At 67.6% G+C, this 22,550-nt stretch carries 20 protein-coding genes; 16 read left to right on the forward strand and 4 right to left on the reverse strand.

Annotation, left to right across the window (positions count from 1 at the left end):
* The first annotated feature begins 1 nt into the window (after position 1).
* From Q9316_RS04060 to Q9316_RS04085, 6 genes are all read left to right on the forward strand, one after another.
* Positions 2 to 850, forward strand: coding sequence for a TIGR01459 family HAD-type hydrolase (locus Q9316_RS04060; protein WP_306033967.1), 849 nt, complete (start codon positions 2 to 4; stop codon positions 848 to 850).
* A gap of 19 nt (positions 851 to 869) precedes the next feature.
* Entirely contained in the window at positions 870 to 1,850 is a 981-nt protein-coding gene (locus Q9316_RS04065) for a bifunctional riboflavin kinase/FAD synthetase (RefSeq protein ID WP_306033968.1), read from the forward strand.
* Between the two features lie 7 nt (positions 1,851 to 1,857).
* Entirely contained in the window at positions 1,858 to 2,211 is a 354-nt protein-coding gene (locus tag Q9316_RS04070; protein ID WP_306033969.1) for a hypothetical protein, read from the forward strand.
* Between the two features lie 273 nt (positions 2,212 to 2,484).
* Positions 2,485 to 5,376, forward strand: a complete 2,892-nt coding sequence (ileS, locus tag Q9316_RS04075; protein WP_306033970.1) for an isoleucine--tRNA ligase — start codon at positions 2,485 to 2,487, stop codon at positions 5,374 to 5,376.
* 176 nt (positions 5,377 to 5,552) lie between these two features.
* Complete coding sequence (locus Q9316_RS04080) at positions 5,553 to 6,167, forward strand: hypothetical protein (protein ID WP_306033971.1); 615 nt, start codon at positions 5,553 to 5,555, stop codon at positions 6,165 to 6,167.
* A 38-nt stretch (positions 6,168 to 6,205) separates the two neighbouring features.
* On the forward strand, positions 6,206 to 6,691 hold the full coding sequence (locus Q9316_RS04085; RefSeq protein ID WP_306033972.1) for a GNAT family N-acetyltransferase: 486 nt from the start codon (positions 6,206 to 6,208) through the stop codon (positions 6,689 to 6,691).
* On the opposite strand, the gene Q9316_RS04090 is transcribed toward Q9316_RS04085, so the two are convergent.
* On the reverse strand, positions 6,692 to 7,135 hold the full coding sequence (locus Q9316_RS04090) for a nucleoside deaminase (RefSeq protein ID WP_306033973.1): 444 nt from the start codon (positions 7,133 to 7,135) through the stop codon (positions 6,692 to 6,694). It lies immediately after the preceding gene.
* Positions 7,136 to 7,205: 70 nt separating this feature from the next.
* Between Q9316_RS04090 and Q9316_RS04095 the strand changes: the two genes are divergently transcribed.
* The 3 genes from Q9316_RS04095 to Q9316_RS04105 are packed head-to-tail and all read left to right on the forward strand — an operon-like array spanning position 7,206 to position 10,583.
* The gene (locus Q9316_RS04095; RefSeq protein WP_306033974.1) at positions 7,206 to 9,110 is read left to right on the forward strand and encodes a pseudouridine synthase; all 1,905 of its coding nucleotides are present in this window, start codon (positions 7,206 to 7,208) and stop codon (positions 9,108 to 9,110) included.
* Between the two features lie 6 nt (positions 9,111 to 9,116).
* Positions 9,117 to 9,677: a 16S rRNA (guanine(966)-N(2))-methyltransferase RsmD gene (gene rsmD, locus Q9316_RS04100; protein WP_306033975.1), complete on the forward strand. Its 561-nt coding sequence runs from the start codon at positions 9,117 to 9,119 to the stop codon at positions 9,675 to 9,677.
* Between the two features lie 30 nt (positions 9,678 to 9,707).
* Complete coding sequence (locus tag Q9316_RS04105) at positions 9,708 to 10,583, forward strand: patatin-like phospholipase family protein (protein WP_306033976.1); 876 nt, start codon at positions 9,708 to 9,710, stop codon at positions 10,581 to 10,583.
* 22 nt (positions 10,584 to 10,605) lie between these two features.
* On the opposite strand, the gene Q9316_RS04110 is transcribed toward Q9316_RS04105, so the two are convergent.
* Entirely contained in the window at positions 10,606 to 12,387 is a 1,782-nt protein-coding gene (locus Q9316_RS04110) for a monovalent cation:proton antiporter-2 (CPA2) family protein (protein ID WP_306033977.1), read from the reverse strand.
* A gap of 104 nt (positions 12,388 to 12,491) precedes the next feature.
* On the opposite strand from Q9316_RS04110, the gene Q9316_RS04115 reads away from it, so the two are divergent.
* The 6 genes from Q9316_RS04115 (at position 12,492) to lpxK (ending at position 18,295) form a co-directional block, all read left to right on the forward strand.
* Entirely contained in the window at positions 12,492 to 13,838 is a 1,347-nt protein-coding gene (locus Q9316_RS04115; RefSeq protein WP_306033978.1) for a TldD/PmbA family protein, read from the forward strand.
* A gap of 4 nt (positions 13,839 to 13,842) precedes the next feature.
* Positions 13,843 to 14,649, forward strand: coding sequence for a 3'(2'),5'-bisphosphate nucleotidase CysQ (locus Q9316_RS04120; protein WP_306033979.1), 807 nt, complete (start codon positions 13,843 to 13,845; stop codon positions 14,647 to 14,649).
* A 60-nt stretch (positions 14,650 to 14,709) separates the two neighbouring features.
* On the forward strand, positions 14,710 to 14,946 hold the full coding sequence (locus Q9316_RS04125; RefSeq protein WP_306033980.1) for a DUF4170 domain-containing protein: 237 nt from the start codon (positions 14,710 to 14,712) through the stop codon (positions 14,944 to 14,946).
* Between the two features lie 107 nt (positions 14,947 to 15,053).
* Positions 15,054 to 16,370 carry a lipid IV(A) 3-deoxy-D-manno-octulosonic acid transferase gene (waaA, locus tag Q9316_RS04130; protein WP_306033981.1) on the forward strand — a complete coding sequence of 439 codons (1,317 nt, stop codon included), beginning with the start codon at positions 15,054 to 15,056 and terminating at the stop codon, positions 16,368 to 16,370.
* An 11-nt stretch (positions 16,371 to 16,381) separates the two neighbouring features.
* Positions 16,382 to 17,116, forward strand: coding sequence for an HAD family hydrolase (locus tag Q9316_RS04135; protein WP_306033982.1), 735 nt, complete (start codon positions 16,382 to 16,384; stop codon positions 17,114 to 17,116).
* A gap of 138 nt (positions 17,117 to 17,254) precedes the next feature.
* Entirely contained in the window at positions 17,255 to 18,295 is a 1,041-nt protein-coding gene (gene lpxK / locus Q9316_RS04140; protein ID WP_306033983.1) for a tetraacyldisaccharide 4'-kinase, read from the forward strand.
* On the opposite strand, the gene Q9316_RS04145 is transcribed toward lpxK, so the two are convergent.
* Complete coding sequence (locus Q9316_RS04145; protein WP_306033984.1) at positions 18,296 to 18,532, reverse strand: DUF2093 domain-containing protein; 237 nt, start codon at positions 18,530 to 18,532, stop codon at positions 18,296 to 18,298.
* Positions 18,533 to 18,607: 75 nt separating this feature from the next.
* Positions 18,608 to 20,407, reverse strand: a complete 1,800-nt coding sequence (gene mutL, locus Q9316_RS04150) for a DNA mismatch repair endonuclease MutL (protein WP_306033985.1) — start codon at positions 20,405 to 20,407, stop codon at positions 18,608 to 18,610.
* 266 nt (positions 20,408 to 20,673) lie between these two features.
* Between mutL and Q9316_RS04155 the strand changes: the two genes are divergently transcribed.
* Positions 20,674 to 22,413, forward strand: a complete 1,740-nt coding sequence (locus Q9316_RS04155; RefSeq protein WP_306033986.1) for a response regulator — start codon at positions 20,674 to 20,676, stop codon at positions 22,411 to 22,413.
* Positions 22,414 to 22,550: the final 137 nt, after the last annotated feature.

A 22,550-nucleotide genomic window follows, 5' to 3' on the forward strand; every position in this document is an offset into this window, starting at 1 on the left:
CATGGCTCAGCGCATCCAATCCTTCCGCGACATCGCCTCACACTATGACGTGGTGCTTTGCGACGTCTGGGGCGTCCTGCACAACGGCGTCGAGGCTTTTTCCGCCGCCTCCGAAGCGCTGGCTGAAGCCCGCGCGGCGGGCCTGACGGTGGTCCTCATCACCAATTCGCCGCGCCCGCATCCGGGCGTCAAGGTGCAAATCCGCGGCCTCGGCGTCACCGACGACGCCTATGACCGCATCGTCACCTCCGGCGACGTCACCCGCGCGCTGATCGAGGATGCTCCGAAGAGGGTCTATTTCATCGGCGCGGACAAGGATCATCCGCTGCTCGACGGCCTCGGCGTCGAGCAGGCGGGCCTGGAGGCGGCCGACGTGGTGGTCTGCGCCGGCCTGCGTGACGACGAAGTGGAGAGCATCGAGGATTACCGCGCCGAGCTGACGGCGCTCGCCGCGCGCGATCTGCCCTTCATCTGCGCCAATCCCGATCTCGTCGTCGAGCGCGGCCACCGGCTCATTCCCTGCGCCGGCGCGCTTGCCCAGCTCTATGAGGTCCTTGGCGGCACCACCCGCATCGCCGGCAAGCCCTATCGGCCGATCTACGAGAAGTCGCTGGCCGAGGCGCGCGAGATGCGCGGCGCCTTCGACCTTTCCCGCGTGATCGCCATCGGCGACGGCATGCCGACGGACGTGCGCGGCGCCGAAGGCTTCGGCCTCGACGTGCTCTATATTTCGGGCGGCATCCACGCGCAGCACTATGTCGAGGCGGGGCGCACGGACGAGGCGAAGCTGGCGGCTTTCCTGGCCGAGGAAAACGCCCACCCGAAATGGTGGATGCCCCGGCTGCGGTGACGGGACGGAGACGGTCGTCATGACGGTATTTCACAGGAACGAGACGAAGCAGCCGCTGCCGGAGCACCTGCGCGGCGGCGTCATCGCCATCGGCAATTTCGACGGCGTGCACCGGGGCCACCAGTCGGTGCTGCAACGGGCGCTCGACATTGCGAGGGAGCGCGGCATACCCGCGCTCGTCCTCACCTTCGAGCCGCATCCGCGCACGGTCTTCCGCCCGGCAAGGCCCGTCTTCCGCCTGACGCCCGCGCCGCTGAAGGCGCGCATCCTCGAAGGCATGGGCTTTTCCGCCGTCATCGAATATCCCTTCGACCGCAGCTTCTCCGAAATCTCAGCGCACGACTTCATCCGCGCCATTCTGATGGACTGGCTGCACGCCTCCGAGGTCGTCACCGGCTTCGACTTCCATTTCGGCAAGGGCAGGGAGGGCGGCCCGGCCTTCCTGATGGCCGCGGGGCAGGACAACGGTTTCGGCGTGACGCTGGTCGATGCCTTCCGCGACGAGAACGCCTCGGTTATCTCCTCCAGCTTCATCCGCTCCCTGCTCGGCGAGGGCGCGGTCGTCGAAGCGGCCGGCCAGCTCGGCTACCGCTACACGGTGGAGGCCGAGGTGATCGGCGGCAAGCAGCTCGGCCGCACGCTCGGCTACCCGACCGCCAACATGCAGCTTCCGCCGGAAGTGGAGCTGCGCAACGGCATCTACGCCGTGCGCTACCGCCGCCCGGACGGCAGCCTCCATGACGGCGTCGCCAGCTACGGCCGCCGCCCGACGGTCGATACGGACGGCGCCCCGCTGCTTGAAACCTTCCTCTTCGACTTTTCCGCCGATCTCTACGGCGAGGTCTCCGCGGTGTCCTTCTTCGGCCACCTGCGCGACGAACTGAAATTCGACGGCCTCGATGCGCTCGTCGTCCAGATGAAGCGCGACGAGGAGGAGGCGAGGGCGCTGCTTGCCGGCGTCACGCCGCTGGGGCCGATCGACCGGCGTCTCTGTTTCTAGGCCTGCCATGGCAACCGCGCCGTGTCCCCTCTATCTCTTCCGGTCGCCCGGATTTGCGCCGTCCGGCGACACGGTGGTCAGCATCGCGCCGCTGGAGCAGATCGTCGCCGTCTTTGGCGGGGGTGGCGTTTTCGGTACGGACGGGCTTTCCGCAGCCTTCGGTGGGGCGGCCATCTTCAGAAACGATGCGACGGGCGCTGAGTTCGCCGGCGTCTGGGGTGCCCGCAATGCGTCGCGCTTCCGCCGCCGGATGCGGGAGAACATGGCCGTCGTGCTGTGCCGCGAGGCTCCCGACGCGCGGCTTGTCGTCTGGAATGCCGAAGCTGCGCGCCCTGCAAGAGGGCAGGGCGGCGAAGGCTGACATCCTGCCGGCCAAAGTGTCCGTTTCGCTTTTGCGCCCTTTTCAAACCGCCGAAAAGGCCGTAATACCGCGCGCATGATGCTCAACCGGCTGACCATCGATCTGCGAATTAGTGGCCCGGCCTTCCGCGCGCTCTGAGCGAGGCCGGAAGGTCCGGGATTTCGGGCGTTCTCGAAAGCGCCCTCGCCGTCATTGCCCGGTGCATAACAAATGCATTGACTGACACCTCCCCGCATGCGCGAAGACCCGCGCGACGAGACGATAGCCACACCCATGACCGATACGCCTGAAAAAGTCGATTATTCGTCCACCCTCTACCTGCCGCAGACGGATTTCCCGATGCGCGCCGGCCTGCCGCAGAAGGAGCCGGAAACGGTGGCCCGCTGGCAGCAGATGGGCCTCTACAAGAAGCTGCGCGCCTCGGCCGCCGGCCGTGAAAAGTTCGTGCTGCACGACGGCCCGCCCTATGCCAACGGCAACATCCACATCGGCCACGCGCTGAACAAGATCCTCAAGGACGTCATCACCCGCTCGTTCCAGATGCGCGGTTATGACTCGAACTACGTGCCCGGCTGGGACTGCCACGGCCTTCCGATCGAATGGAAGATCGAGGAGAAGTACCGCGAGAAGGGCAAGAACAAGGACGAGGTCCCGGTCAACGAATTCCGCCAGGAATGCCGCGACTTCGCGGCCGGCTGGATCAAGATCCAGTCGGACGAGTTCAAGCGCCTCGGCATCGAGGGCGACTTCGACAACCCCTACACGACGATGAACTTCCACGCCGAGGCCCGCATCGCCGGCGAACTCCTGAAGATAGCGAAAAGCGGCCAGCTCTACCGCGGCTCCAAGCCGGTCATGTGGTCGGTCGTCGAGCGCACGGCGCTGGCGGAAGCCGAAGTCGAATATGCGGACGTCGAGAGCGACATGATCTGGGTGAAGTTCCCGATCGTAGAAGGCCCTGCTGACCTCAACGGCAATTTCGCCGTCATCTGGACGACCACGCCGTGGACGATCCCCGGCAACCGCGCCATCGCCTTCTCGTCGCGTTATCCCTACAGTCTCTACGAGGTGGAGAGCGCGCAGAACGACTTCGGTCCGCAGCCCGGCGAAAAGCTGATCTTCGCGACGCGCCTTGCCGACGAGGCCGCCGCCAAGGCGAAGCTCACTTTCAGGTTCGTGCGTGACGTTGCGCCCGAAGAACTGGCCGGCATCACCTGCGCCCATCCGCTGAAGGACCTCGGCTACACGTTCCCCGTGCCGCTGCTCGACGGCGACCACGTCACCGATGATGCCGGCACCGGCTTCGTGCACACCGCGCCGAGCCACGGCCGCGAAGACTTTGACGCCTGGACCGCCAAGGCCCGCGAGCTGGAAGCGCGCGGCATCTCCTCGAAGATCCCGTTCCCGGTCGACGACGCCGGCTTCTACACCGCCGACGCCCCCGGCTTCGACGGCGCGCGCGTCATGGACGACAACGGCAAGAAGGGCGATGCCAACGAGCGTGTCATCAAGGCGCTGATCGCCTCCAACACGCTGTTCGCCCGCGGCCGCCTCAAGCATTCCTATCCGCATTCCTGGCGCTCAAAGAAGCCGGTCATCTTCCGCAACACGCCGCAGTGGTTCGTCTACATGGACAAGGAACTGGGTGACGGCACCACACTGCGCTCGCGTTCGCTGAAGGCGATCGACGACACCCGCTTCGTGCCCGCCACCGGCCAGAACCGCCTGCGCGCCATGATCGAAAGCCGCCCGGACTGGGTGCTCTCGCGCCAGCGCGCCTGGGGCGTGCCGATCGCCGTCTTCGCCGACGAGAACGGCGAGGTGCTGGTCGACGAGGCCGTCAACGCCCGCATCCTCGACGCCTTCGAGAAGGAAGGCGCCGATGCGTGGTTCGCCGAGGGCGCCAAGGAACGCTTCCTCGGCAACGACCACGACCCGGCCAAGTGGACCCAGGTTATGGACATCCTCGACGTCTGGTTCGATTCGGGCTCGACGCACACCTTCACGCTGGAAGACCGCCCGGACCTGAAATGGCCGGCCGACGTCTATCTGGAAGGGTCCGACCAGCATCGCGGCTGGTTCCATTCCTCGCTGCTGGAAAGCTGCGCGACGCGCGGCCGCGCGCCGTACAACGCGGTCGTCACCCATGGCTTCACCATGGACGAGAAGGGCGAGAAGCAGTCGAAGTCCAAGGGGAACGTCGTCTCGCCGCAGGACGTGATGAAGGAATCGGGCGCCGATATCCTGCGTCTCTGGGTCATGACGACGGATTACTGGGAAGACCAGCGCCTCGGCAAGACGATCATCCAGACCAACATCGACGCCTACCGCAAGCTGCGCAACACGGTGCGCTGGATGCTGGGCACGCTGGCGCACGACACGGGCGAGGAGATCGCCTATGCCGACATGCCGGAGCTGGAAAAGCTGATGCTGCACCGGCTGTCGGAGCTCGATGCGCTGGTGCGCGAGGGCTACGACGCCTTCGACTTCAAGAAGATCGCCCGCGCGCTGATCGACTTCTCCAATGTCGAGCTGTCGGCCTTCTACTTCGACATCCGCAAGGATGCGCTTTATTGCGACGCGCCGTCCTCGCTGAAGCGCCGCGCCGCGCTTGCCGTCATCCGCAAGCTGTTCGAATGCCTCGTCACCTGGCTTGCGCCCATGCTGCCCTTCACGATGGAAGAGGCCTGGCTGTCGCGCAAGCCCGATGCGGTCTCGGTCCATCTGGAACAGTTCCCGACGGTGCCGGCCGAATGGCGCAACGATGCGCTCGAAGCCAAGTGGGAGAAGATCCGCGACGTGCGCTCGGTCGTCACCGGCGCGCTGGAGATCGAGCGCCGCGAAAAGCGCATCGGCGCCTCGCTCGAAGCCGCCCCGGTCGTGCACATCGCCGATCCGGAGCTGCTGGCAGCGCTCGAAGGCCAGGACTTTGCGGAGATCTGCATCACCTCGGCCATCACGCTTCTTTCCGGCGAAGGCCCGGCCGACGCCTTCCGTCTCGCGGAGGTCGCCAAGGTCTCGGTCGAGCCGAAGCTTGCCGAGGGCCAGAAATGCGCGCGCTCCTGGCGCATCACGACGGATGTCGGCGCCGATCCGGAATATCCCGACGTTTCGGCGCGTGACGCCGCGGCGCTGCGCGAAATCGGCTTTCGCCGCGCCGCCTGACGGGCGCGCCTGTTGACGGCCGGTTCTTTCCGGCCGTCGATGAGCCCGGATGAATTGCGCTTGCGTGCTTCATCCGGTATTGCTGCCTGAAAATGGCCGGATTGTTCCGCCATGGCACGGCGGACTTTTGCCGTGAGGTGGGTTTTCGGCGTACCGGCTCTGCTGGAAGGGTGTTCATGGGAATGACGCGAAATATTCGGGTGCGTACCGGCCTTCTCGGCCTTTTCGGCGCAAGCCTCCTTTTGACCGGCTGCATGGGCCCGACCTACGGCACGAGCAAGACCGCTGGCGAGCAGCTGATCGACGATCTCGGCGACGCCATCATGGTCCAGTCGTCGAGCGCCGAGGAAGCCAAGAAGATCCGCTACCAGCCGCGCGGCAGCCTCGTGGTGCCGAAGGACAAGCAGGCGCTTGCCAACCCGCAGCAGTCCGTGGCCGGCAAGGACAATGCCGAATGGCTCGAAAGCCCCGAGGAGATGCGCGAACGCCTGCGCACCGAGGCGGACGAAAACGCCGACAATCCGAACTACCGTTCGCCGCTCGCCTCGCAGGGCACGACGAACCGCAAGCTTTCGGCGGCCGAACAGACGGCGGCCTATCGTGAAGCCCGCCGCCTGCAGATGGGCGCCTATGCCGACAAGCGGCGCTACCTGAGCGACCCGCCGATCGAATACCGCCGCATGCCGGAAGAGGCGCAGGCCGACCTCGGCGAGCCGGAAAAGCAGAAGGAGCGCCGGCGCAAGAAGGAAGCGCGGGCCGCCAAGCAGGGCAGCTCGTGGTGGCCGTTCTGAGGCCGTTCCGTATTGCGGGCAACTGAAGAGGCGCATCCATGACGGCCTATCGCATCCGTCCGGCGACCGCGGCCGATGCGGCAGTCATCCTGCGCTTCATCCGCGAGCTTGCGGAATATGAAAAAGCCCTCGAAGAGGTAAAGGCTACGGAAGAGACCGTCGCCGCCTCCATCTTCGGCAAAGGCTCCGTCACCCGCGCGGCGATCTGCGAGACGGAAGCGGGCGAACCGGCCGGCTTTGCCGTGTGGTTCAAGTCCTACTCCACCTGGCAGGCGAAGAACGGCCTCTATCTCGAAGACCTCTATGTGACGCCTGCCCATCGCGGCGGCGGTGTCGGCAAGCTGCTGATGCGCCATCTCGCGCGCGTCGCAGTGGAGGAGGGCTGCGGCCGCTTCGAATGGAGCGTGCTCGACTGGAACGAACCGGCGATCCGCGTCTATGACTCGATCGGCGCGGAGCCGCAGAACGAGTGGATCCGCTACCGGCTGAGCGGCGACAGGCTGAAGAAGTTCGCCGAAGGCTGATCAGCGCCGCTCGGCAAAGAAATCCTTGAGAATCTCCGCCGCTTCCGTGCCGCCGATGCCGGAATAGACGTCGGGCGCATGGTGGCAGGTGGCTTGCGCGAAGAAGCGCACGCCATTGTCCACCGCGCCGCCCTTTGGGTCCTCCGCGCCGTAATAGAGCCGGCGGATGCGGGCGAAGGAGATGGCGGCGGCGCAGAGCGTGCAGGGTTCGAGCGTCACGTAGAGGTCGGCGCCCGTCAGGCGCTCCTGCCCGAGCTTGCGGGCAGCCTCGCGGATGACGGCGACTTCGGCATGGGCGGTCACGTCGTTCTCGGCGCGGGTGCGGTTTCCGGACTGCGCGATGACCACGCCGTCCTGCACCAGCACCGCCCCGACGGGCACTTCGCCGCGGCTCCCTGCGGCCCGGGCCTCGCAAAGCGCGATGTCCATGAAGCGATTTGTCATGACCGGCACGAATTCCTCTTAACCCCGGACGCCTGACCTGATAGGACACGGCAAAACGCAGGCAGCACAAATGACATTCAAAGACAAGCCAAAACGGCCGGGCACCAAGCCCGCGGGCCGCGATACCAAGCCGCGTGGCGCCGCATCGGCCGCCGCGGACAAGAAACCTTTCGCCAAGGGCAAGCCGTCAGGCAAGAAGCCGGGCGCAAAACCCTTCGCCGACAAGGCCGCGCCGCGCGATGCGAAACCGGCCCGCGCCGGCAAGCCCGCCGCGAGCGTATCGGCCGGCGCCGACCTTGCGCCCGAGCGCATTTCCAAACTGCTCGCCCGCGCGGGCGTCGCCTCGCGCCGCGATATCGAGCGCATGATCATGGAAGGCCGCGTCAGCGTGAACGGCACGGTGCTGGACACGCCCGTCGTCAACGCCACCTTCGCCGACCGCATCGAGGTCGACGGCCAGCCGATCCGCGGCATCGAGCGCACCCGCCTCTGGCTCTACCATAAGCCGGCCGGCCTCGTGACGACGAATGCCGACCCCGAGGGCCGCCCGACCGTCTTCGAAAACCTTCCCGAAGACCTGCCGCGTGTCATGTCCATCGGCCGCCTCGACATCAATACCGAGGGCCTGCTGCTTCTGACCAACGACGGCGGCCTTGCCCGCATGCTGGAGCTGCCGACCACCGGCTGGCTGCGCCGCTACCGCGTGCGCGCCCACGGCAAGATCGAGCAGGCCGATCTCGACAAGCTGAAGGAAGGCATCGCCGTCGACGGCGTGCTCTACGGCGCCATCGACGCGACGCTCGACAAGGCACAGGGCTCCAATGTCTGGCTGACGCTCGGCCTGCGCGAGGGCAAGAACCGCGAGGTCAAGAACGTGCTCGGCGCGCTCGGCCTCGACGTCAACCGCCTGATCCGCATTTCCTACGGTCCGTTCCAGCTCGGCGAGCTGCCGGAAGGCCACGCCCAGGAAATCCGCGGCCGCACGCTGCGCGATCAGCTCGGCCCGCGCCTCATCGAGGAATCCAAAGCGAATTTCGACGCGCCGCTCTTCGACCATGCATCCGACGATGCGCAGGAGAAGCCGGAGAAGAAGAGCCGCGCCGAGGCCGCGCCCGCCTGGGGCGAACGGCCGGCCGAGCGGCACGAGAAGCCGGCGGACCGCCGCGAGAAGGCCCGCGCCCGGCTTGACACCAGGCGCGACGACCGTTTCGGCGACAAGCCGCGCGGCGGCGGCCGCGACAAGGACCGCGACGGCGACCGTTTCGAGGCCAAGCCGAAGCGTGAGCCGGCGACCCGCGCCCGCAAGTCGAATGTCTGGATGGCGCCCGGCGCCCGTCCGGTTGCAGAGAAGAAGGCCGAGACCGCCGAGGGCGTGAAGCGCGAGCCGCGCGAGCGTCCGGAAGGCGCGCCGAAGACCAAGCGCTACGGCCGCACGGCCGATGGCGGGCTGACGCGCTCGGGCAAGAAGTTCGATCCCGATCGCAAGGGGCCGGCCCGCGGCCGCCCCGGCGACGACCGGGTGGAGAAGCCGCGCATCCTGAAGACGCGCGACGAGGACGGCGAGTGGATCCGCGCCGCCGAGCCGGAAACGCGCGACCGCGATGACGGTGGCCGTGGCGGCTTCGGCCGCAAGCGCTCCGGCGCCGGCGACGACCGCGCCCCCCGCGATTTCGGTGACCGCCCGCCGCGCGGCGACCGCTCATTCTCGGACCGCAAGCCCCGCGCCGAGGGCGAACGCTCCTTCGGCGACCGTCCGGCCCGCGGCGACCGTTCCTTCGGCGACCGCAAGCCGCGCGCGGAAGGCGAGCGTTCCTTCTCGGACCGCCCGCCGCGTCGTGACGGCGGCAAGCCCTTCGGCGGAAAGCCGGGCGGCGGCAAGTCCTTTGGCGGCAAGCCGGGTGGACGTCCCGCCGGTGGCAAGCCCGGCGGTGGCCGTCCCGCGGGCGGCAGCCGCCCGCGCGGCAAGGGGAAGTAAGCGCAAGTGCGGATCGTCGGCGGAGAGTTCCGCGGCCGTTCGCTCGCGACGCCGAAGTCGGACGACATCCGTCCGACGACGGACCGCACGCGCGAAAGCCTGTTCAACATCCTGTCGCATGCCTATCCCGAGGCGCTCGACGGCACGCGCGTGCTCGATCTCTTCGCGGGAACGGGCGCGGTCGGCCTCGAGGCGCTGTCGCGGGGCGCGCGCGCCGTGCTCTTCGTCGAGCAGGGCGTCGAGGGCAGGGGGCTCCTGCATTCCAACATCGAAACGCTCGGCGTGATCGGCCGCGCCAAAATCTTTCGGCGCGATGCCACGGCGCTCGGCGGCGTCGGCACGATGGAGCCGTTCGATTTCCTCTTCGCCGATCCGCCCTACGCCAAGGGGTTCGGCGAGCGGGCGCTCGATGCGGCCGCCCGCGGCGGCTGGCTGGTCGACGGCGCCCTTGCGATCCTAGAGGAGCGCGCCGATATTCAGCCTGCCGCCGTCGACGGCTTCGATCTCATCGAAGTGCGCACCTTCGGCGACACGCGCATGCATTTCTATCGCTACCGGGCCGGCTGACCGTCAGGGCCTGCGCAGGAGATCTGAGCGATGACCGGTGCCCTCGTTTCCGTTGAACATCCGCAGGCCGGCGGGCCGACCGTCGCCATCGCGCTCGGCGGCGGCGGGGCGCGGGGCCTTGCCCATATCCATGTCATCGAGGTGCTGGACGAACTCGGCATCCGCCCGGTGCTGATATCGGGCGCCTCCATCGGCGCCATCATGGGCGCGGCCATGGCGGCCGGCATGTCGGGCAGGGAAATCCGCGAGCACACGCTCGCCGCCATCGGCCGGCCGGGCCAGATCATGAACCGGCTCTGGAGCCTGCGCCCGGCTCGCTTTTCCGAAATGGTCGCCGGCGGCTTCCGCGTCGGGCAGTTCAACCTGGAACGGGTGCTCAAGGCCTTCCTGCCGGACCGCCTGCCGGAGACCTTCGAAGAACTCGCCATCCCGCTGAAGGTCATCGCGGCGGATTATTACGGGCAGTGCGAATGCGTCTGCGAGCGCGGCCCGCTCCTGCCGGCCATCGCCGCCTCCGCCGCCCTGCCGGCCATCTTCCGCCCGGTCGTCATCGACGGCCGCGTGATGATGGACGGCGGGCTCTGGAATCCGGTGCCGTTCGATCATCTCGCCGGCAAGGCGGACATCACCATCGGCGTCGACGTCATCGGCCAGCCGCCCGCCGGCACCGCGGACCTGCCGAACAGCATCGACAGCCTCTACGGCGCCACCCAGCTCACCATGCGTTCCATCGTCACGCTGAAGCTGGAAAAAGGGGCGCCCGACATCTTCCTGCGCCCCGACGTCGGCCGCTTCCGGGTGCTCGATTTCGTCAAGGCCGAGGAAGTGCTGTCGGCCTCAGCAGGCATCCGCGACGAGCTGAAGCGGGCGCTGGAGGAAAAACTCTCGGCCTTGAGCGCGCGGTAAGCGGCAACCGCTACCCTCCCGATCAGGCGCTCTCATCCGCTTGCGTCTTCTTCTTCGGCTTGACCAGCGGCTCCGGCTTCACCGGTTTGGAATGCAGCATGTGCCGCCCGGCTGCGATACCCTCGACGGCTTGAAGCTCGAGGCGGGCCACGTCGCGGCGGCGGATGTCGTCGCCGATCGCCAGCGCGTCGTCGGGTTCGACCCCCAGTTCCTCCAGCGTTTCCCGGCCGAAGAGCAGGGCGGATTCGAAGGTCTCGCGCACGTCGTGCTGCACGCCGCGCGCACGCAGCGACAGGGTGTGCACGCGGTCGTAGGAACGCACGAAGAGGGTGGCGTTCGGATATTCCGACTGGACGAGATCGACGATGCGGTCGGTGGCCGCCTTGCCCTGCGTGCAGATGGCGACGATCTTGGCGCGCTCGATGCCGGCGGCGCGCAGCACGTCCTTGCGCGTGCCGTCGCCGAAATAGATGCGGAAGCCGAAGCTCGCCGCCTGGCGCACGCGGTCCGTCGAATGGTCGATGACGGTCACCTCGCGCCCGCCGGCGAGCAGGATCTGCGCGGCGATCTGGCCGAAGCGCGAAAAGCCGATCATCAGCACGTCCGCGCCCGCGCCCTCGAAATCCTCCTCCATCTCCTCCGCCGCGTCCTCGACGAGCAGGAAACGCGAGAGCGCCGCGGCGATGGGCGTCAGCGCCATGGAGATGGTGACGATGGCGATCAAAAGCGAGGCGAGCCCGCCGGAAAAGATGCCGGCGGCCGACGCGGCGGTGAACAGCACGAAGCCGAATTCGCCGCCCTGCGGCAGCACCAGCGCGATGCGCACCGCGTCATTGTGCGAGGAGCCGGTGAAGCGGCAGAGTGCATAGATGACGAGGCTCTTGACCAGCATGACGGCGGGCGTGGCGACCAGGATCGTCAGCCAGCTCGCAAAGATCACGTCGAGATGCAGCGAGAGGCCGACGGCCATGAAGAACAGGCCGAGCAATATCCCGCGGAAGGGCTCCACGTCCGCCTGCAATTCATGGCGATAGGAGGAATCGGCCAGCAGCACGCCGGCCAGGAACGCCCCCATCGCCATGGAGAGCCCGGCCATCTGCAGCAGCATGGCGGCGGCCAGCACGACGAAGAGTGCCGCCGCGATCATCGCCTCGCGCGCCCCGGTGCGCGCGATGACCTGGAACAGCGGATTGAGCAGGTAGCGGCCGGCGACCAGCAGGGCGGCGATGGCCGAAAGGGCGATCAGGAAGTCCTCGAAGGCCGTCGTCGTGTCCTCGGGCGCCTGTTCGGCGAGCAGCGGGATCAGCGCCAGCAGCGGCACGATGGCGAGGTCCTGCAGGAGCAGCATGGAGAAGGCGCGCTGGCCGTAGCGCGTGTTGGTGTCGCCGCGCTCGTCGAGGATTTGCATGGAGAAGGCGGTGGAGGAGAGCGCCAGGCCGAAGCCGATGATCAGCGCGCCGTCCCATCGCTCCAGGCCGGTGAGCAGGGTCAATCCGGCCAGAGCGAGGCCGGTCGCGACGACCTGCGCCATGCCGAGCCCGAAGATGTCGTGCCGCATCGCCCAGAGGCGGGAAGGCTTCAATTCCAGCCCGATCAGGAACAGCAGGAACACCACGCCGAGCTCCGCGACGCCGAGCAGTTCCTCCCCGTCGCGGATCTGGTGCAGGATGGGGCCGATCACCACGCCGGCGGCGAGATAGCCGAGAATGGTGCCGAGCCCCAGCCGCTTGAAGATCGGCGCGGCCAGAAGCGCGCCGCCGAGCATCAGCAGGACCTCGTTGTACGGGCTGTGGGTATAGGGCATGCGGAAGGCTTTCTCCGGAGGCCGGTCGGCGGGCAAAAAGAGGGCGGGGCCCTTGATGCTCGTGCCGGCGCACAATAAATGGGGCATCAAAGAAAGGCCAAGTCATGTCACAGACGATCGATTCCGCAAGCCTTCTCGCGCGCGCCGGTGAACTTATCGACCGCGCCATAAAGGCGGGGGCGGATGCGGCCGATGCCGTCGTCGTCCGTGGCCGCTCCTCCTCCGTCAGCGTACGGCTCGGCAAGGTCGAAGGCACGGAAGCGTCCGAGAGCGACGACTTCTCGCTGCGCGTCTTCGTCGGCAGGCGCGTCGCCAGCGTCTCGGCCAATCCCGGCTTCGACCTGACCGTGCTCGCCGAACGCGCGGTGGCCATGGCCAAGGCCTCGCCCGAGGATCCGTTTTCGACGCTCGCCGATGAGGCCGACCTTGCCAGGGAGTGGCCGGACCTCGATCTCTTCGACCCGACCGAGGTCACCGCCGACCAACTCGCAGAAGCCGCGCTCGCCGCCGAAGCCGCCGCGCTCGCCGTCCCAGGCGTCACCAATTCGGGCGGCGCGGGCGCGTCCGCCGGCATGGGCGGCCTCGTGCTCGTCACCTCGCACGGCTTTTCCGGCGCTTACAGCGCCAGCCGCTTCGGCCGCTCCGTCAGCGTCATCGCCGGCGAGGGCACGAAGATGGAGCGTGACTACGACTTCGATTCGAGCCTCTATTTCGCCGACCTGCGCGATGCCGAGGAGATCGGCCGCGAGGCCGCCGCCCGCGCCGTGCGCCGCATCAATCCGCGCCAGGTGCCGACGGCGAAGAACGTCACCGTCGTCTACGATCCGCGCGTGGCGCGCGGCATTGCCGGTCATATCGCCGGCGCGATCAACGGCGCCGCCGTCGCCCGCAAGACCAGCTTCCTGCGCGACCGCATGGGCCGGCAGGTGCTGAAGGCGGGCCTTTCCGTCACCGACGATCCCCTGATCGTGCGCGGTTCCGCCTCCCGCCCGTTCGACGGCGAGGGCATTACCGGCAAGCGTCTCGCCATGATCGAGGACGGCGTGCTGCAGCACTGGTTCCTCTCCACCTCGACGGCAAACGAACTCGGCCTCAGGACCAATGGCCGCGGCGTGCGCGGCGGCACCGCGGTCAGCCCCGCCTCGACCAATCTCGCGCTGGAGCCCGGCGACATTTCGCCGGAAGACCTGATCCGCTCCATCGGCACCGGCCTCTACGTCACCGAGCTGATCGGCCAGGGCGTCAACATGGTGACGGGCGAATACAGCCGCGGCGCGTCGGGCTACTGGATCGAGAACGGCGAGCTGACCTTCCCGGTCTCGGAAGTGACGATCGCCTCCAATCTCGTCGATATGTTCCTGCGCATCACGCCGGCGAGCGACATCGATCGCAGCTTCGGCGTCGCCGCGCCGACGCTCGCCATCGAAGGCATGACGCTTGCCGGAACGTGAGACCATGACCACCCCCGCCAGCACCTTTACCGCCGACCTCGACCTCCTCGTCGGCGCCGCGCGGCTTGCGGGCGCCCGCGCGCTGGATTTCTTCCGCAAGGGGCCGGAGGTCTGGTGGAAGAACGGCGGCCGTTCGCCGGTGAGCGCGGCCGATTTCGCGGCCAACGACATCCTCAAGAAGGAGCTGCTCTCCGCCCGGCCGAATTACGGCTGGCTGTCGGAGGAGACCGACGACGATGCGGGGCGGCTCGATTGCGAGACCGTCTTCGTCATCGACCCGATCGACGGCACGCGCGCCTTCATCGGCGGCAAGGATATCTGGTGCGTCAGCGCCGCCGTCGTCCACAATGGACGGCCCGTCGCCGGCGTGCTCTTCGCGCCTGCGCTGGACGAGCTCTTCACCGCCTCTCTCGATGGGCCGGCGCTGAAGAACGGCCAGGTCATCGCGACTACTGCGGCGGACGGCGCGCGCCCGACGCGCATTGCCGCGCCCGAGGACATGGCGCATGGCATCGACCGGCACATGACGGGCGGTGTGCACCGCATCTCCCATGTGCCCTCGCTCGCCTATCGGCTCGCCATGGTGGCGGACGGGCGGATCGACGCGACGCTCGTCAAGCGCAATTCGCACGATTGGGACCTAGCGGCGGCCGACCTCATCCTCGCGCGGGCCGGCGGCGCGCTCGTCACGCTCGACGGCGAGCCCCTTTCCTACAACCGGCCGACCGTCAGCCACGAGACGCTGGCGGCCGCCGGTTTATCCCGGCTTTCCGGGCTTGTGGAGGCCTCCCGGCACCTTGCCGGCCATTGACCTTTCCTGCGGAATGCCGCAAACCCATTGCCGAAATCGGCACAATAAAAGAGAGAAAACATGACCGAATCGACCGAACCGAAACAGCTTCTTCATCTCGTTTTTGGCGGCGAGCTGAAGACCCTCGCGGATCTCCAGTTCCGCGACCTGAACAATCTCGATATTGTCGGAATCTTTCCGGACTATGCGAGCGCGCTGGCGGCCTGGAAGTCTAAGGCCCAGCAGACCGTCGACAATGCGCATATGCGTTACTTTATCGTGCACATGCACCGCCTCCTGGACCCGCAGCAGGGCTGAGCCGCATTTCCCGACACCGTCCCGCGCGGCCCGGCCGCGCCGGACAGAACGACTGGACCTTCCATGATCGCTGACCGTCTGAAAGCCGCAACGAGGGTGCCTCGCCTATGAGCAGACGGCTCGCCCGCGCCGCGCTTTCGCTGTACCGCTGGGGCGGCGTCGCGCTCTATCCGGTGGTCGGCCCCTATCTCGCGCTGCGCGCGGCGAAGGGCAAGGAGGAGCGGTCCCGCCGCCGCGAGCGCTACGGCGTTTCCAGCGTCGAGCGGCCCGCCGGCCCACTCGTCTGGTTTCATGCCGCAAGCGTCGGCGAGACCAATGCGATCGTTCCGCTGATCAAGGAAGTGCGCCGCCGCGGCATCGCCGTCGTGCTCACCACGGGCACCGTCACCTCGGCCAAGGTCGTGCAGGATCGCCTCGGCACGGATGTCATCCACCAATATGTGCCGCTCGACCTGAAGCCGGCGGTCAGCCGCTTCCTCGAATTCTGGCATCCCGACCTTGCCATCATGGCGGAGTCGGAGATCTGGCCGATGACCATCCTGGAGCTCGGCCGCCGCCAGATCCCGCAGGTCCTGGTGAACGGCCGCATCTCCGACCGCTCCTTTCCGCGCTGGAAGCGGCGGCATGCCATCGCCGATGCGCTGTTCGAGAATTTCTCGCTGGTCATCGCCCAGTCGGAGGTCGATGCCGAGCGGTTCCGCGCGCTCGGCGCGCTTCCGGTCCTGGTCTCCGGCAACCTCAAGGTCGATACCGATGCGCCGCCGGCCGATCCGGTCGTGCTGAAGTCCTATCTCGACCAGATTCCGGGCCGGCGCACCTGGGCGGCGATCTCGACCTTCGAGGGCGAGGAAGCGGCCGCCGGCAATGTGCACCGCGTGCTGAAGGAGCGTATCCCCGGCCTTCTCACCATCGTCGTGCCGCGCCACCCCGAACGCGGCGACGCCGTCGCCGATATGCTGACGGCGCGTGGGCTCAAGGTCGTGCGGCGCACCTCGGGCGAGCCGGTGACGCCGGACACGGACGTCTTCCTCGGCGACACGATCGGCGAGATGGGGCTTTACCTGCGCATGACGGAGATCGCCTTCGTCGGCCGCTCGCTGTTTGCCGAGGGCGGGCAGAACCCGCTGGAGCCGGCCATGCTCGGCTGCGCGGTCCTGTCGGGCGCCAACGTGCAGAATTTCCGAGACACCTACCAGCAGCTTGCCCGCAGCGGCAGCGCCAAGATGGTGCGCGACGTGGAGATGCTGGCCAAGGGCGTGCACTATCTTCTGACGAACGACGCGACGCGCCGGCAGATGATCGAGGCGGGGCAGGAGACCGTGCAGGAGATGCGCGGCGCGCTGCGCGCCACGGTCAAGGGGCTGGAGCCCTATATCAACCCGCTCACCGTGAAGGCGCGGCTGCATCCGCGCCAGACCTCCTGAAAGGAAAAGGCATGACCAAGGCAGCGACGATCTCCGGCATCCTCTTCGACAAGGACGGCACGCTGCTCGACTATGCCAAGAGCTGGGTGCCGGTGAACTACGAGCTTGCCCGCATCGCCGCCGCCGGGGACGAGGCGCTCGCCCGCAAGCTGCTTCTCGCGGGCGGGATGGACCCGGATACCGGCTACGTCACGCCGGACAGCCTGCTGGCCGCCGGCAACACGGTGGAGATCGCCGAAGGCTTCGTTGCCGCGGGCGCGCCCTTCACCGTGGAAGCGCTTGCCGCGCATTTCGACGGCCTCTTCGCCAGATCCGCCGAGCTTGCCGTCGCGGTCACCGACCTTGCGGATTTCTTCGCCACCATGCATGCGCGCGGCTTCTGGCTCGGCGTCGCCTCCAGCGACAACGAGGCGTCGATCCGCGCGACGGCCAAACGCTTCGGCTTCGACGGCTACCTGCACTATGTCGCCGGTTACGACAGCGGCTTCGGCACCAAGCCGCAGCCCGGCATGGTGCACGGCTTCTGCGCGGCGACGGGCCTCGAACCGCATCAGGTCGCCGTCGTCGGCGACAACAACCACGACCTGCACATGGGCCGCAACGCCGGCGCCGGCCTCACCGTCGCCGTGCTGACGGGCACCGGCTCGCGGGACTCCCTGTCGGAGGCGTCCGACTATTGCCTCAACGACATCACCGAGCTTTTCCCGCTCTTTCCCGAAGCGGCCGTCGCGCGTCCGGCGGCGTGAGTGCGCGCATCCGCGGCCGGATGAGGGGCCAGACCACGGTCGCTCTAGTCCCGTGTGCCACGCTTGCAGTTGATTTTCCGCGCCGCCTCGCGTTTCTTGGGCCACAACGACCGGGCAGGGACACCCGCGGGGGATTGCATGGTAACTGAAGCGCCGCCTTTCTGGTGGACGAAGCCGGACTGGCGCGCCTATGCGCTCTGGCCCGTCTCGCGCCTTTACGGATTGATCGCCGGTCGGCGCATGCGCAAGGGCCGCCGCCTTGCGGTGCCGGTGCCCGTCATCTGCGTCGGCAATTTCACGGTGGGCGGGGCCGGCAAGACGCCGACGGCGATCGCGATCGCCCGCGCCGCCAAGGCGCGTGGCCTCAAGCCCGGCTTCCTCTCGCGCGGCTATGGCGGCTCGCTGGATGTCACGACCGTCGTCGATCCGCATCACCACCGCGCCCGCGCGGTCGGCGACGAGCCGCTGCTGCTCGCCCGCGAGGCCTTGACCGTCATTTCGCGCAGGCGGGCAAAGGGCGCGATGAAGCTGGTCGAGGAGGGCGCCGACCTCATCATCATGGACGACGGCTTCCAGAGCGCCCAGCTTGTCTTCGACTATGCGCTGCTCGTCATCGACACGCGCCGCGGCATCGGCAACGGCCATCTCGTGCCCGGCGGCCCGGTGCGCGCGCCGCTGGCCGAGCAGATGCGGCAAGCGAGCGCCCTGCTGGCGATCGGCGATGGAGCTGCGGCAGACCGGCTGATTCGCCAGGCGGCGCGCGCCGGCAAGGCGATCCACCCCGCGACGCTCGTCACCGTGGGAGCGGACGATCTGGAGGGAGAGGTCGTCATGGCCTGGTCGGGCATCGCCGACAACGAGAAGTTCTTCCGCACCGTCAACGAGACCGGTGCGCATCTCTACGTCACGCGCAGCTTTCCGGATCACCACTATCTCAGCGACGACGAGGCGGCGGAAATCCTCGACCATGCCGAAGCGCATAGCTACCAGCTCGTCACCACTGCCAAGGACAGCGTGCGGCTCGGCGGCGGCCATGGCCGGTCGGAGGAGTTGAAGGAGAAGAGCCGGGTGATCGAGGTCGAAATCCGCTTCGACGACCCGAAAGGGCCGGACGCGATCATCGACGCGGCGATCGCCAATGCACGGCGCCGCAAATTGCAGGGGATCGGAAAGGCGTAGCTACCGCTTCTGGTTCGGCAGCGCCCCGGCGCGCTTTTCGGCGTCCAGCGAGGCGGCGCAGCTTATATAGGCTTCCTGCCGCGCGACGCTCCAGTAGCGCAGCTCATCGACCGGGACGGTCTCGCCGGTCATCGCGCAGGTGACGTGCGAGCCGGGCATCAGGATCTGGAAATCGCCGTCGAGATAGCGGATCTTCGCTTCGCGGCTGCCGCCGCGGCCTTCCAAACGGTTCATCATCGATCCCGGTTCCAGTGTGGTTTGCGCGTCCTGTTGCATATCGCGGCAGGGGCCAAATTTCCAGCCTTTTCGCCCTCAGCTCCGGCCGAACAGCCGCTCGATATCGGAAAGCTTCAGTTCGATATAGGTCGGGCGCCCATGGTTGCACTGGCCGGAGCCGGGCGTCGCTTCCATCTGGCGCAGCAGCGCGTTCATCTCCTCCGGCCGCATGCGCCGGCCGGAGCGCACCGAGCCGTGGCAGGCCATGGTCGCCGCCAGGTATTCGAGCTTGTTCTTCAGGCCGCTCGCCGTATCCCATTCGGCCAGCTCGTCGGCAAGCTGGCGGACGAGGCCGGCCGCGTCCATCTCGCCGAGCATGGCGGGCGTCTCGCGCACCGCGACCGCGCCGGGACCGAAGCGCTCGATGCCGAGGCCAAGTTTGGCGAATTCTTCGGCGTGGGCGACGAGCCGGTCGCAATCGTCTTCCGGAAGATCGATAATCTCGGGGATCAGCAGGGCCTGCGCCGGCACGGCGCGGAAATGAAGGGCATTGCGCATCGTCTCGAAGACCAGCCGTTCATGCGCGGCGTGCTGGTCGACGATGACGAGCCCGTCCTCGGTCTGCGCGACGATGTAGTTCTCGTGCAGTTGCGCGCGCGCGGCGCCCAGCGGATGGCGCTGCGGCTGTTCCTCCTCTCGCACGGCGGGCGAGGAAGCGAAGGCCGGCTCGCTGCGCGCCGAGGGCGTGGCGAACTCGGCAAAGCCCGCCTGCTGTTCGCGGAACGGCATAGCGGCCGCGGTCTCGAAGGGGCGGTAGGGCGAGGCGGCGGGCGTCCACGGCGCGGCGGGGCGCTGCGCCTCCGGCCGGAAGGCGCGCATCAGGCCGCTCGCGCCCGTCGTGGACGCCCGGTCGCCCTCGCGGGCAAGCGCCTCGCGGATCGCGCCGATGATCAGGCCGCGCACGAGGCCGGGGTCGCGGAAGCGCACGTCGGATTTGGCCGGATGCACGTTGACGTCGACCAGCGCCGGATCGATCTCGATGGCGAGCACGGCGACAGGATAGCGGCCGTGCGGGATCGTCTCGGCATAGGCGGCGCGCAGCGCCGACCAGACCAGCTTGTCCTGCACCGGCCGGCCGTTGACGAAGGCGAACTGGTTGAGGCTGTTGCCGCGGTTGAAGGTGGGAACGCCGGCAAAGCCGGTCAGCCGCACGCCCTCGCGCGCCGCGTCGATCTCGATGGCGTTGTCGCGGAAATCGCGGCCGAGCACCTGGGCGATGCGGGCAAGCCGGTCCGTGCCGGTCGCCGGGAATTCCAGCGTCGTGCGGTCGGCGCCCGACAGCACGAAGCGCACATGCGGGAAGGCGATCGCCATGCGCCGCACGACATCCGAGATCGCCGAGGCCTCGGCCTTCTCGCTCTTGAGGAACTTGAGGCGGGCGGGCGTGGCGAAGAACAGGTCACGCACCTCTACCACGGTGCCGCGGTTGGCGGCGGCCGGGCGCACCGGCTCCACCTTGCCGCCCGTCACGCTGATCTCCGCCCCTTCGCTCGCCTCCGCCGTGCGGCTGAGCAGGGAGAGCCTGGCGACGGAGCCGATCGATGGCAGCGCCTCGCCGCGGAAGCCGAGCGTGCGGATGTCGAGGAGGTCCTTGTCGAGCTTGGAGGTGCAGTGCCGGCGGATCGCCAGTTCGAGGTCGGCGGGCGCCATGCCGCCGCCATTGTCGGTGACGCGCAGCAGCGTCTTGCCGCCGCCGGCCGTCGCGATCTCGATGCGCGTCGCGCCGGCGTCCAGCGCGTTCTCGATCAGCTCCTTGGCGGCGCTCGCCGGCCGTTCGATCACTTCGCCGGCGGCGATCTGGTTGATGAGGGTTTCGGAAAGCTGCCTGATGGTCATGGCGCCATTTTCGCGGATTCGCCGCCCGCCCGCCAGTGGTCAGATCGGCTTATCCCGGCCTCAGCGCGAGCGCCGTGTGAAATCGTTTAATCAGGCTTTAATAAAATGCTGCGAACGTGCCCTTGCGCTTGTATGAGCACAAGCCGGCCGGTTCTCCGGTGGACGATTTCAGCGTCGCTGGCCGCTGACATTCCCGCAAAGTCCCAAGGTGCACGCGCGCCGATCAGCATGTTTTCGGGAATGCCAGACAGGCGAGGACTGCCATTATGAATGATGTAGCGCCGTCAGACGCGCACATCCGGCTGGGAATGTTCGAGGCCGCGTGCGATATCCTCGCCGCCGCCGTGATCGTCTATGACAGGAACGATTGCCTCGTCTTCGCCAGCCGCCAGGTTCTGCGGCATTTCCCCATCCCCGCCGATACGCTGAGACCCGGCACGCGGCTGCGCGACGTGCTCGGCGCGATCTTCGACAGCGGCGTGCGCTACGGCATCGCGCCGGAGCAGCGCAGCAAGGCGATCAACCGCGAAGAGTGGATTTCCGCCCGTATTTCCGCCCATTGGCGCGAGCAGTACGAGGCCGTCGAACGGCTCGGCCGCGACCGCTGGGTGCATTTCCGCAAGCGCCGCCTGCCGAACGGCTACAACGTCACGACCCTCGTCGACGTCTCCGAGCAGAAGAAGCAGGAAGAGCAGTGGCGCACCGATCTCGAGCGCATCGCGCTCACCGAGGAGATTCTTGAGACGCTGCCGTCGCCGGTTGTCATCAAGGACCGCAACCTTGCCTATATCGCGGTCAACAAGGCCTTCTGCGCGATCCACGACACCAGCCCCGACAGCATTCTCGGCCGGTCGATCTGGGCGCTGGCCGATGCCGAAAGCGCCGGCCGCATCGAGGCCAGCGACCGCGGCGTGCTGGAGACGGGCGAGCCCTTCACGCTTGCCGAACACCTCGTGCGCGCCGACGGGTCCGATCTCTACGTCATCACGCGCAAATACCGGATTGGCGCACCGGGCAACCACGCGATCGTGACGCTGATGCAGGACGTGACGGCGCTTGCGGCGGGGCAAAAGGTCGTGACGGATTCGGGCGATGCGCTGCTGCGCGTGCCGGGTGGCTTCGTCGAGGCGCAGAACTGCCTCGATCCGGTGCGCGACGCCGAGCGCCGCCTTCTGCTCGACCAACTGGCGCCGGAGGACCTGCGCGCCGCCGCGGGCAGGCGCGTCCTCATCGCCACGCCGAGTCCGCGCATCGAGGATATCCTCGTCGGCGAGTTCAAGGCACGCGGCGCAGATTGCTGCGCCGTCGCCAGCGTGCACGAGCACGACGTCTTCCTTGCCATCGCGGCCGAACACGGCCTTTCGATCGACCTGATCGTCGTCGACAACAGCCTGCCCTCGCACGACGCTCTCCTGAGAAACGGCCGCGGCATCGCGACAAGACTGGTCGTGCCCGACGGCATCGGGCCGGATTTCATACGCGCGCTCGTCGAGGAGCACGAGCTCCTGTCGGAAAACGCTTCGCCGCTTGGCGATATCGTTACGCCCGTCTCACTCGCCGACGACTGGTACATCGCCACCGACATCACGACCATGCTGCCCGCCGCCGTCGGCGACGTGGAAGTGCTCGTCGCCGAGGACAACCAGATCAACCAGTTCGTCTTCTCGCAGATACTCGAGGGCATGGGCATTTCGCACCGTATCGCCGAGAACGGCGAGGAAGCCGTGATGCTGTGGCGCAAGCACCAGCCACGCCTCGTCCTGATGGATATCTCCATGCCGGTCATGAACGGCATCGATGCGGCCATGGAAATCCGCGCGGCGGAAAAGCTGACGGGAACGCACACGCCCATCGTCGCCGTCACCGCCCAGGCGCTCAATGTCGATATGCAGAACTGCATGGATGCCGGCATGGACGACTACATCACCAAGCCGGTCAGCCCGGACATGATCGAAGCCATCTATCGGCGCTATGCCTCCGTGAAGCCCGAAAGATCCGTCGCCTAGGAAAGCTTTGAGTTGAAACGGGGCCGGTCAACTCCCCAGAATTGGGGAGGGTCGTGGGCAGGACTGACGGTCGGTTGCTATGCATTTGTTAACGGTCATGCCTCATCGTGGAGCGGACGTCGGAGGTAGGGTGCAAG

The sequence above is a fragment of the Shinella zoogloeoides genome, from assembly GCF_030733845.1.
In the GTDB taxonomy this organism is placed as follows: Bacteria; Pseudomonadota; Alphaproteobacteria; order Rhizobiales; family Rhizobiaceae; genus Shinella; species Shinella zoogloeoides_C.

Excerpts from the sequence above, each read along its gene's own strand:
- Q9316_RS04120 (WP_306033979.1), top strand. The coding sequence starts at position 13,843 with ATGACCACCCCCGCCAGCACCTTTACCGCCGACCTCGACCTCCTCGTC.
- Q9316_RS04115 (WP_306033978.1), top strand. The coding sequence starts at position 12,492 with ATGTCACAGACGATCGATTCCGCAAGCCTTCTCGCGCGCGCCGGTGAA.
- Q9316_RS04145 (WP_306033984.1), bottom strand. The coding sequence starts at position 18,532 with ATGATGAACCGTTTGGAAGGCCGCGGCGGCAGCCGCGAAGCGAAGATC.
- Q9316_RS04105 (WP_306033976.1), top strand. The coding sequence starts at position 9,708 with ATGACCGGTGCCCTCGTTTCCGTTGAACATCCGCAGGCCGGCGGGCCG.
- Q9316_RS04135 (WP_306033982.1), top strand. The coding sequence starts at position 16,382 with ATGACCAAGGCAGCGACGATCTCCGGCATCCTCTTCGACAAGGACGGC.
- Q9316_RS04070 (WP_306033969.1), top strand. The coding sequence starts at position 1,858 with ATGGCAACCGCGCCGTGTCCCCTCTATCTCTTCCGGTCGCCCGGATTT.
- Q9316_RS04090 (WP_306033973.1), bottom strand. The coding sequence starts at position 7,135 with ATGACAAATCGCTTCATGGACATCGCGCTTTGCGAGGCCCGGGCCGCA.
- lpxK (WP_306033983.1), top strand. The coding sequence starts at position 17,255 with ATGGTAACTGAAGCGCCGCCTTTCTGGTGGACGAAGCCGGACTGGCGC.
- Q9316_RS04085 (WP_306033972.1), top strand. The coding sequence starts at position 6,206 with ATGACGGCCTATCGCATCCGTCCGGCGACCGCGGCCGATGCGGCAGTC.
- Q9316_RS04080 (WP_306033971.1), top strand. The coding sequence starts at position 5,553 with ATGGGAATGACGCGAAATATTCGGGTGCGTACCGGCCTTCTCGGCCTT.
- Q9316_RS04125 (WP_306033980.1), top strand. The coding sequence starts at position 14,710 with ATGACCGAATCGACCGAACCGAAACAGCTTCTTCATCTCGTTTTTGGC.
- Q9316_RS04095 (WP_306033974.1), top strand. The coding sequence starts at position 7,206 with ATGACATTCAAAGACAAGCCAAAACGGCCGGGCACCAAGCCCGCGGGC.
- Q9316_RS04060 (WP_306033967.1), top strand. The coding sequence starts at position 2 with ATGGCTCAGCGCATCCAATCCTTCCGCGACATCGCCTCACACTATGAC.
- Q9316_RS04155 (WP_306033986.1), top strand. The coding sequence starts at position 20,674 with ATGAATGATGTAGCGCCGTCAGACGCGCACATCCGGCTGGGAATGTTC.
- Q9316_RS04065 (WP_306033968.1), top strand. The coding sequence starts at position 870 with ATGACGGTATTTCACAGGAACGAGACGAAGCAGCCGCTGCCGGAGCAC.
- ileS (WP_306033970.1), top strand. The coding sequence starts at position 2,485 with ATGACCGATACGCCTGAAAAAGTCGATTATTCGTCCACCCTCTACCTG.
- waaA (WP_306033981.1), top strand. The coding sequence starts at position 15,054 with ATGAGCAGACGGCTCGCCCGCGCCGCGCTTTCGCTGTACCGCTGGGGC.
- mutL (WP_306033985.1), bottom strand. The coding sequence starts at position 20,407 with ATGACCATCAGGCAGCTTTCCGAAACCCTCATCAACCAGATCGCCGCC.
- Q9316_RS04110 (WP_306033977.1), bottom strand. The coding sequence starts at position 12,387 with ATGCCCTATACCCACAGCCCGTACAACGAGGTCCTGCTGATGCTCGGC.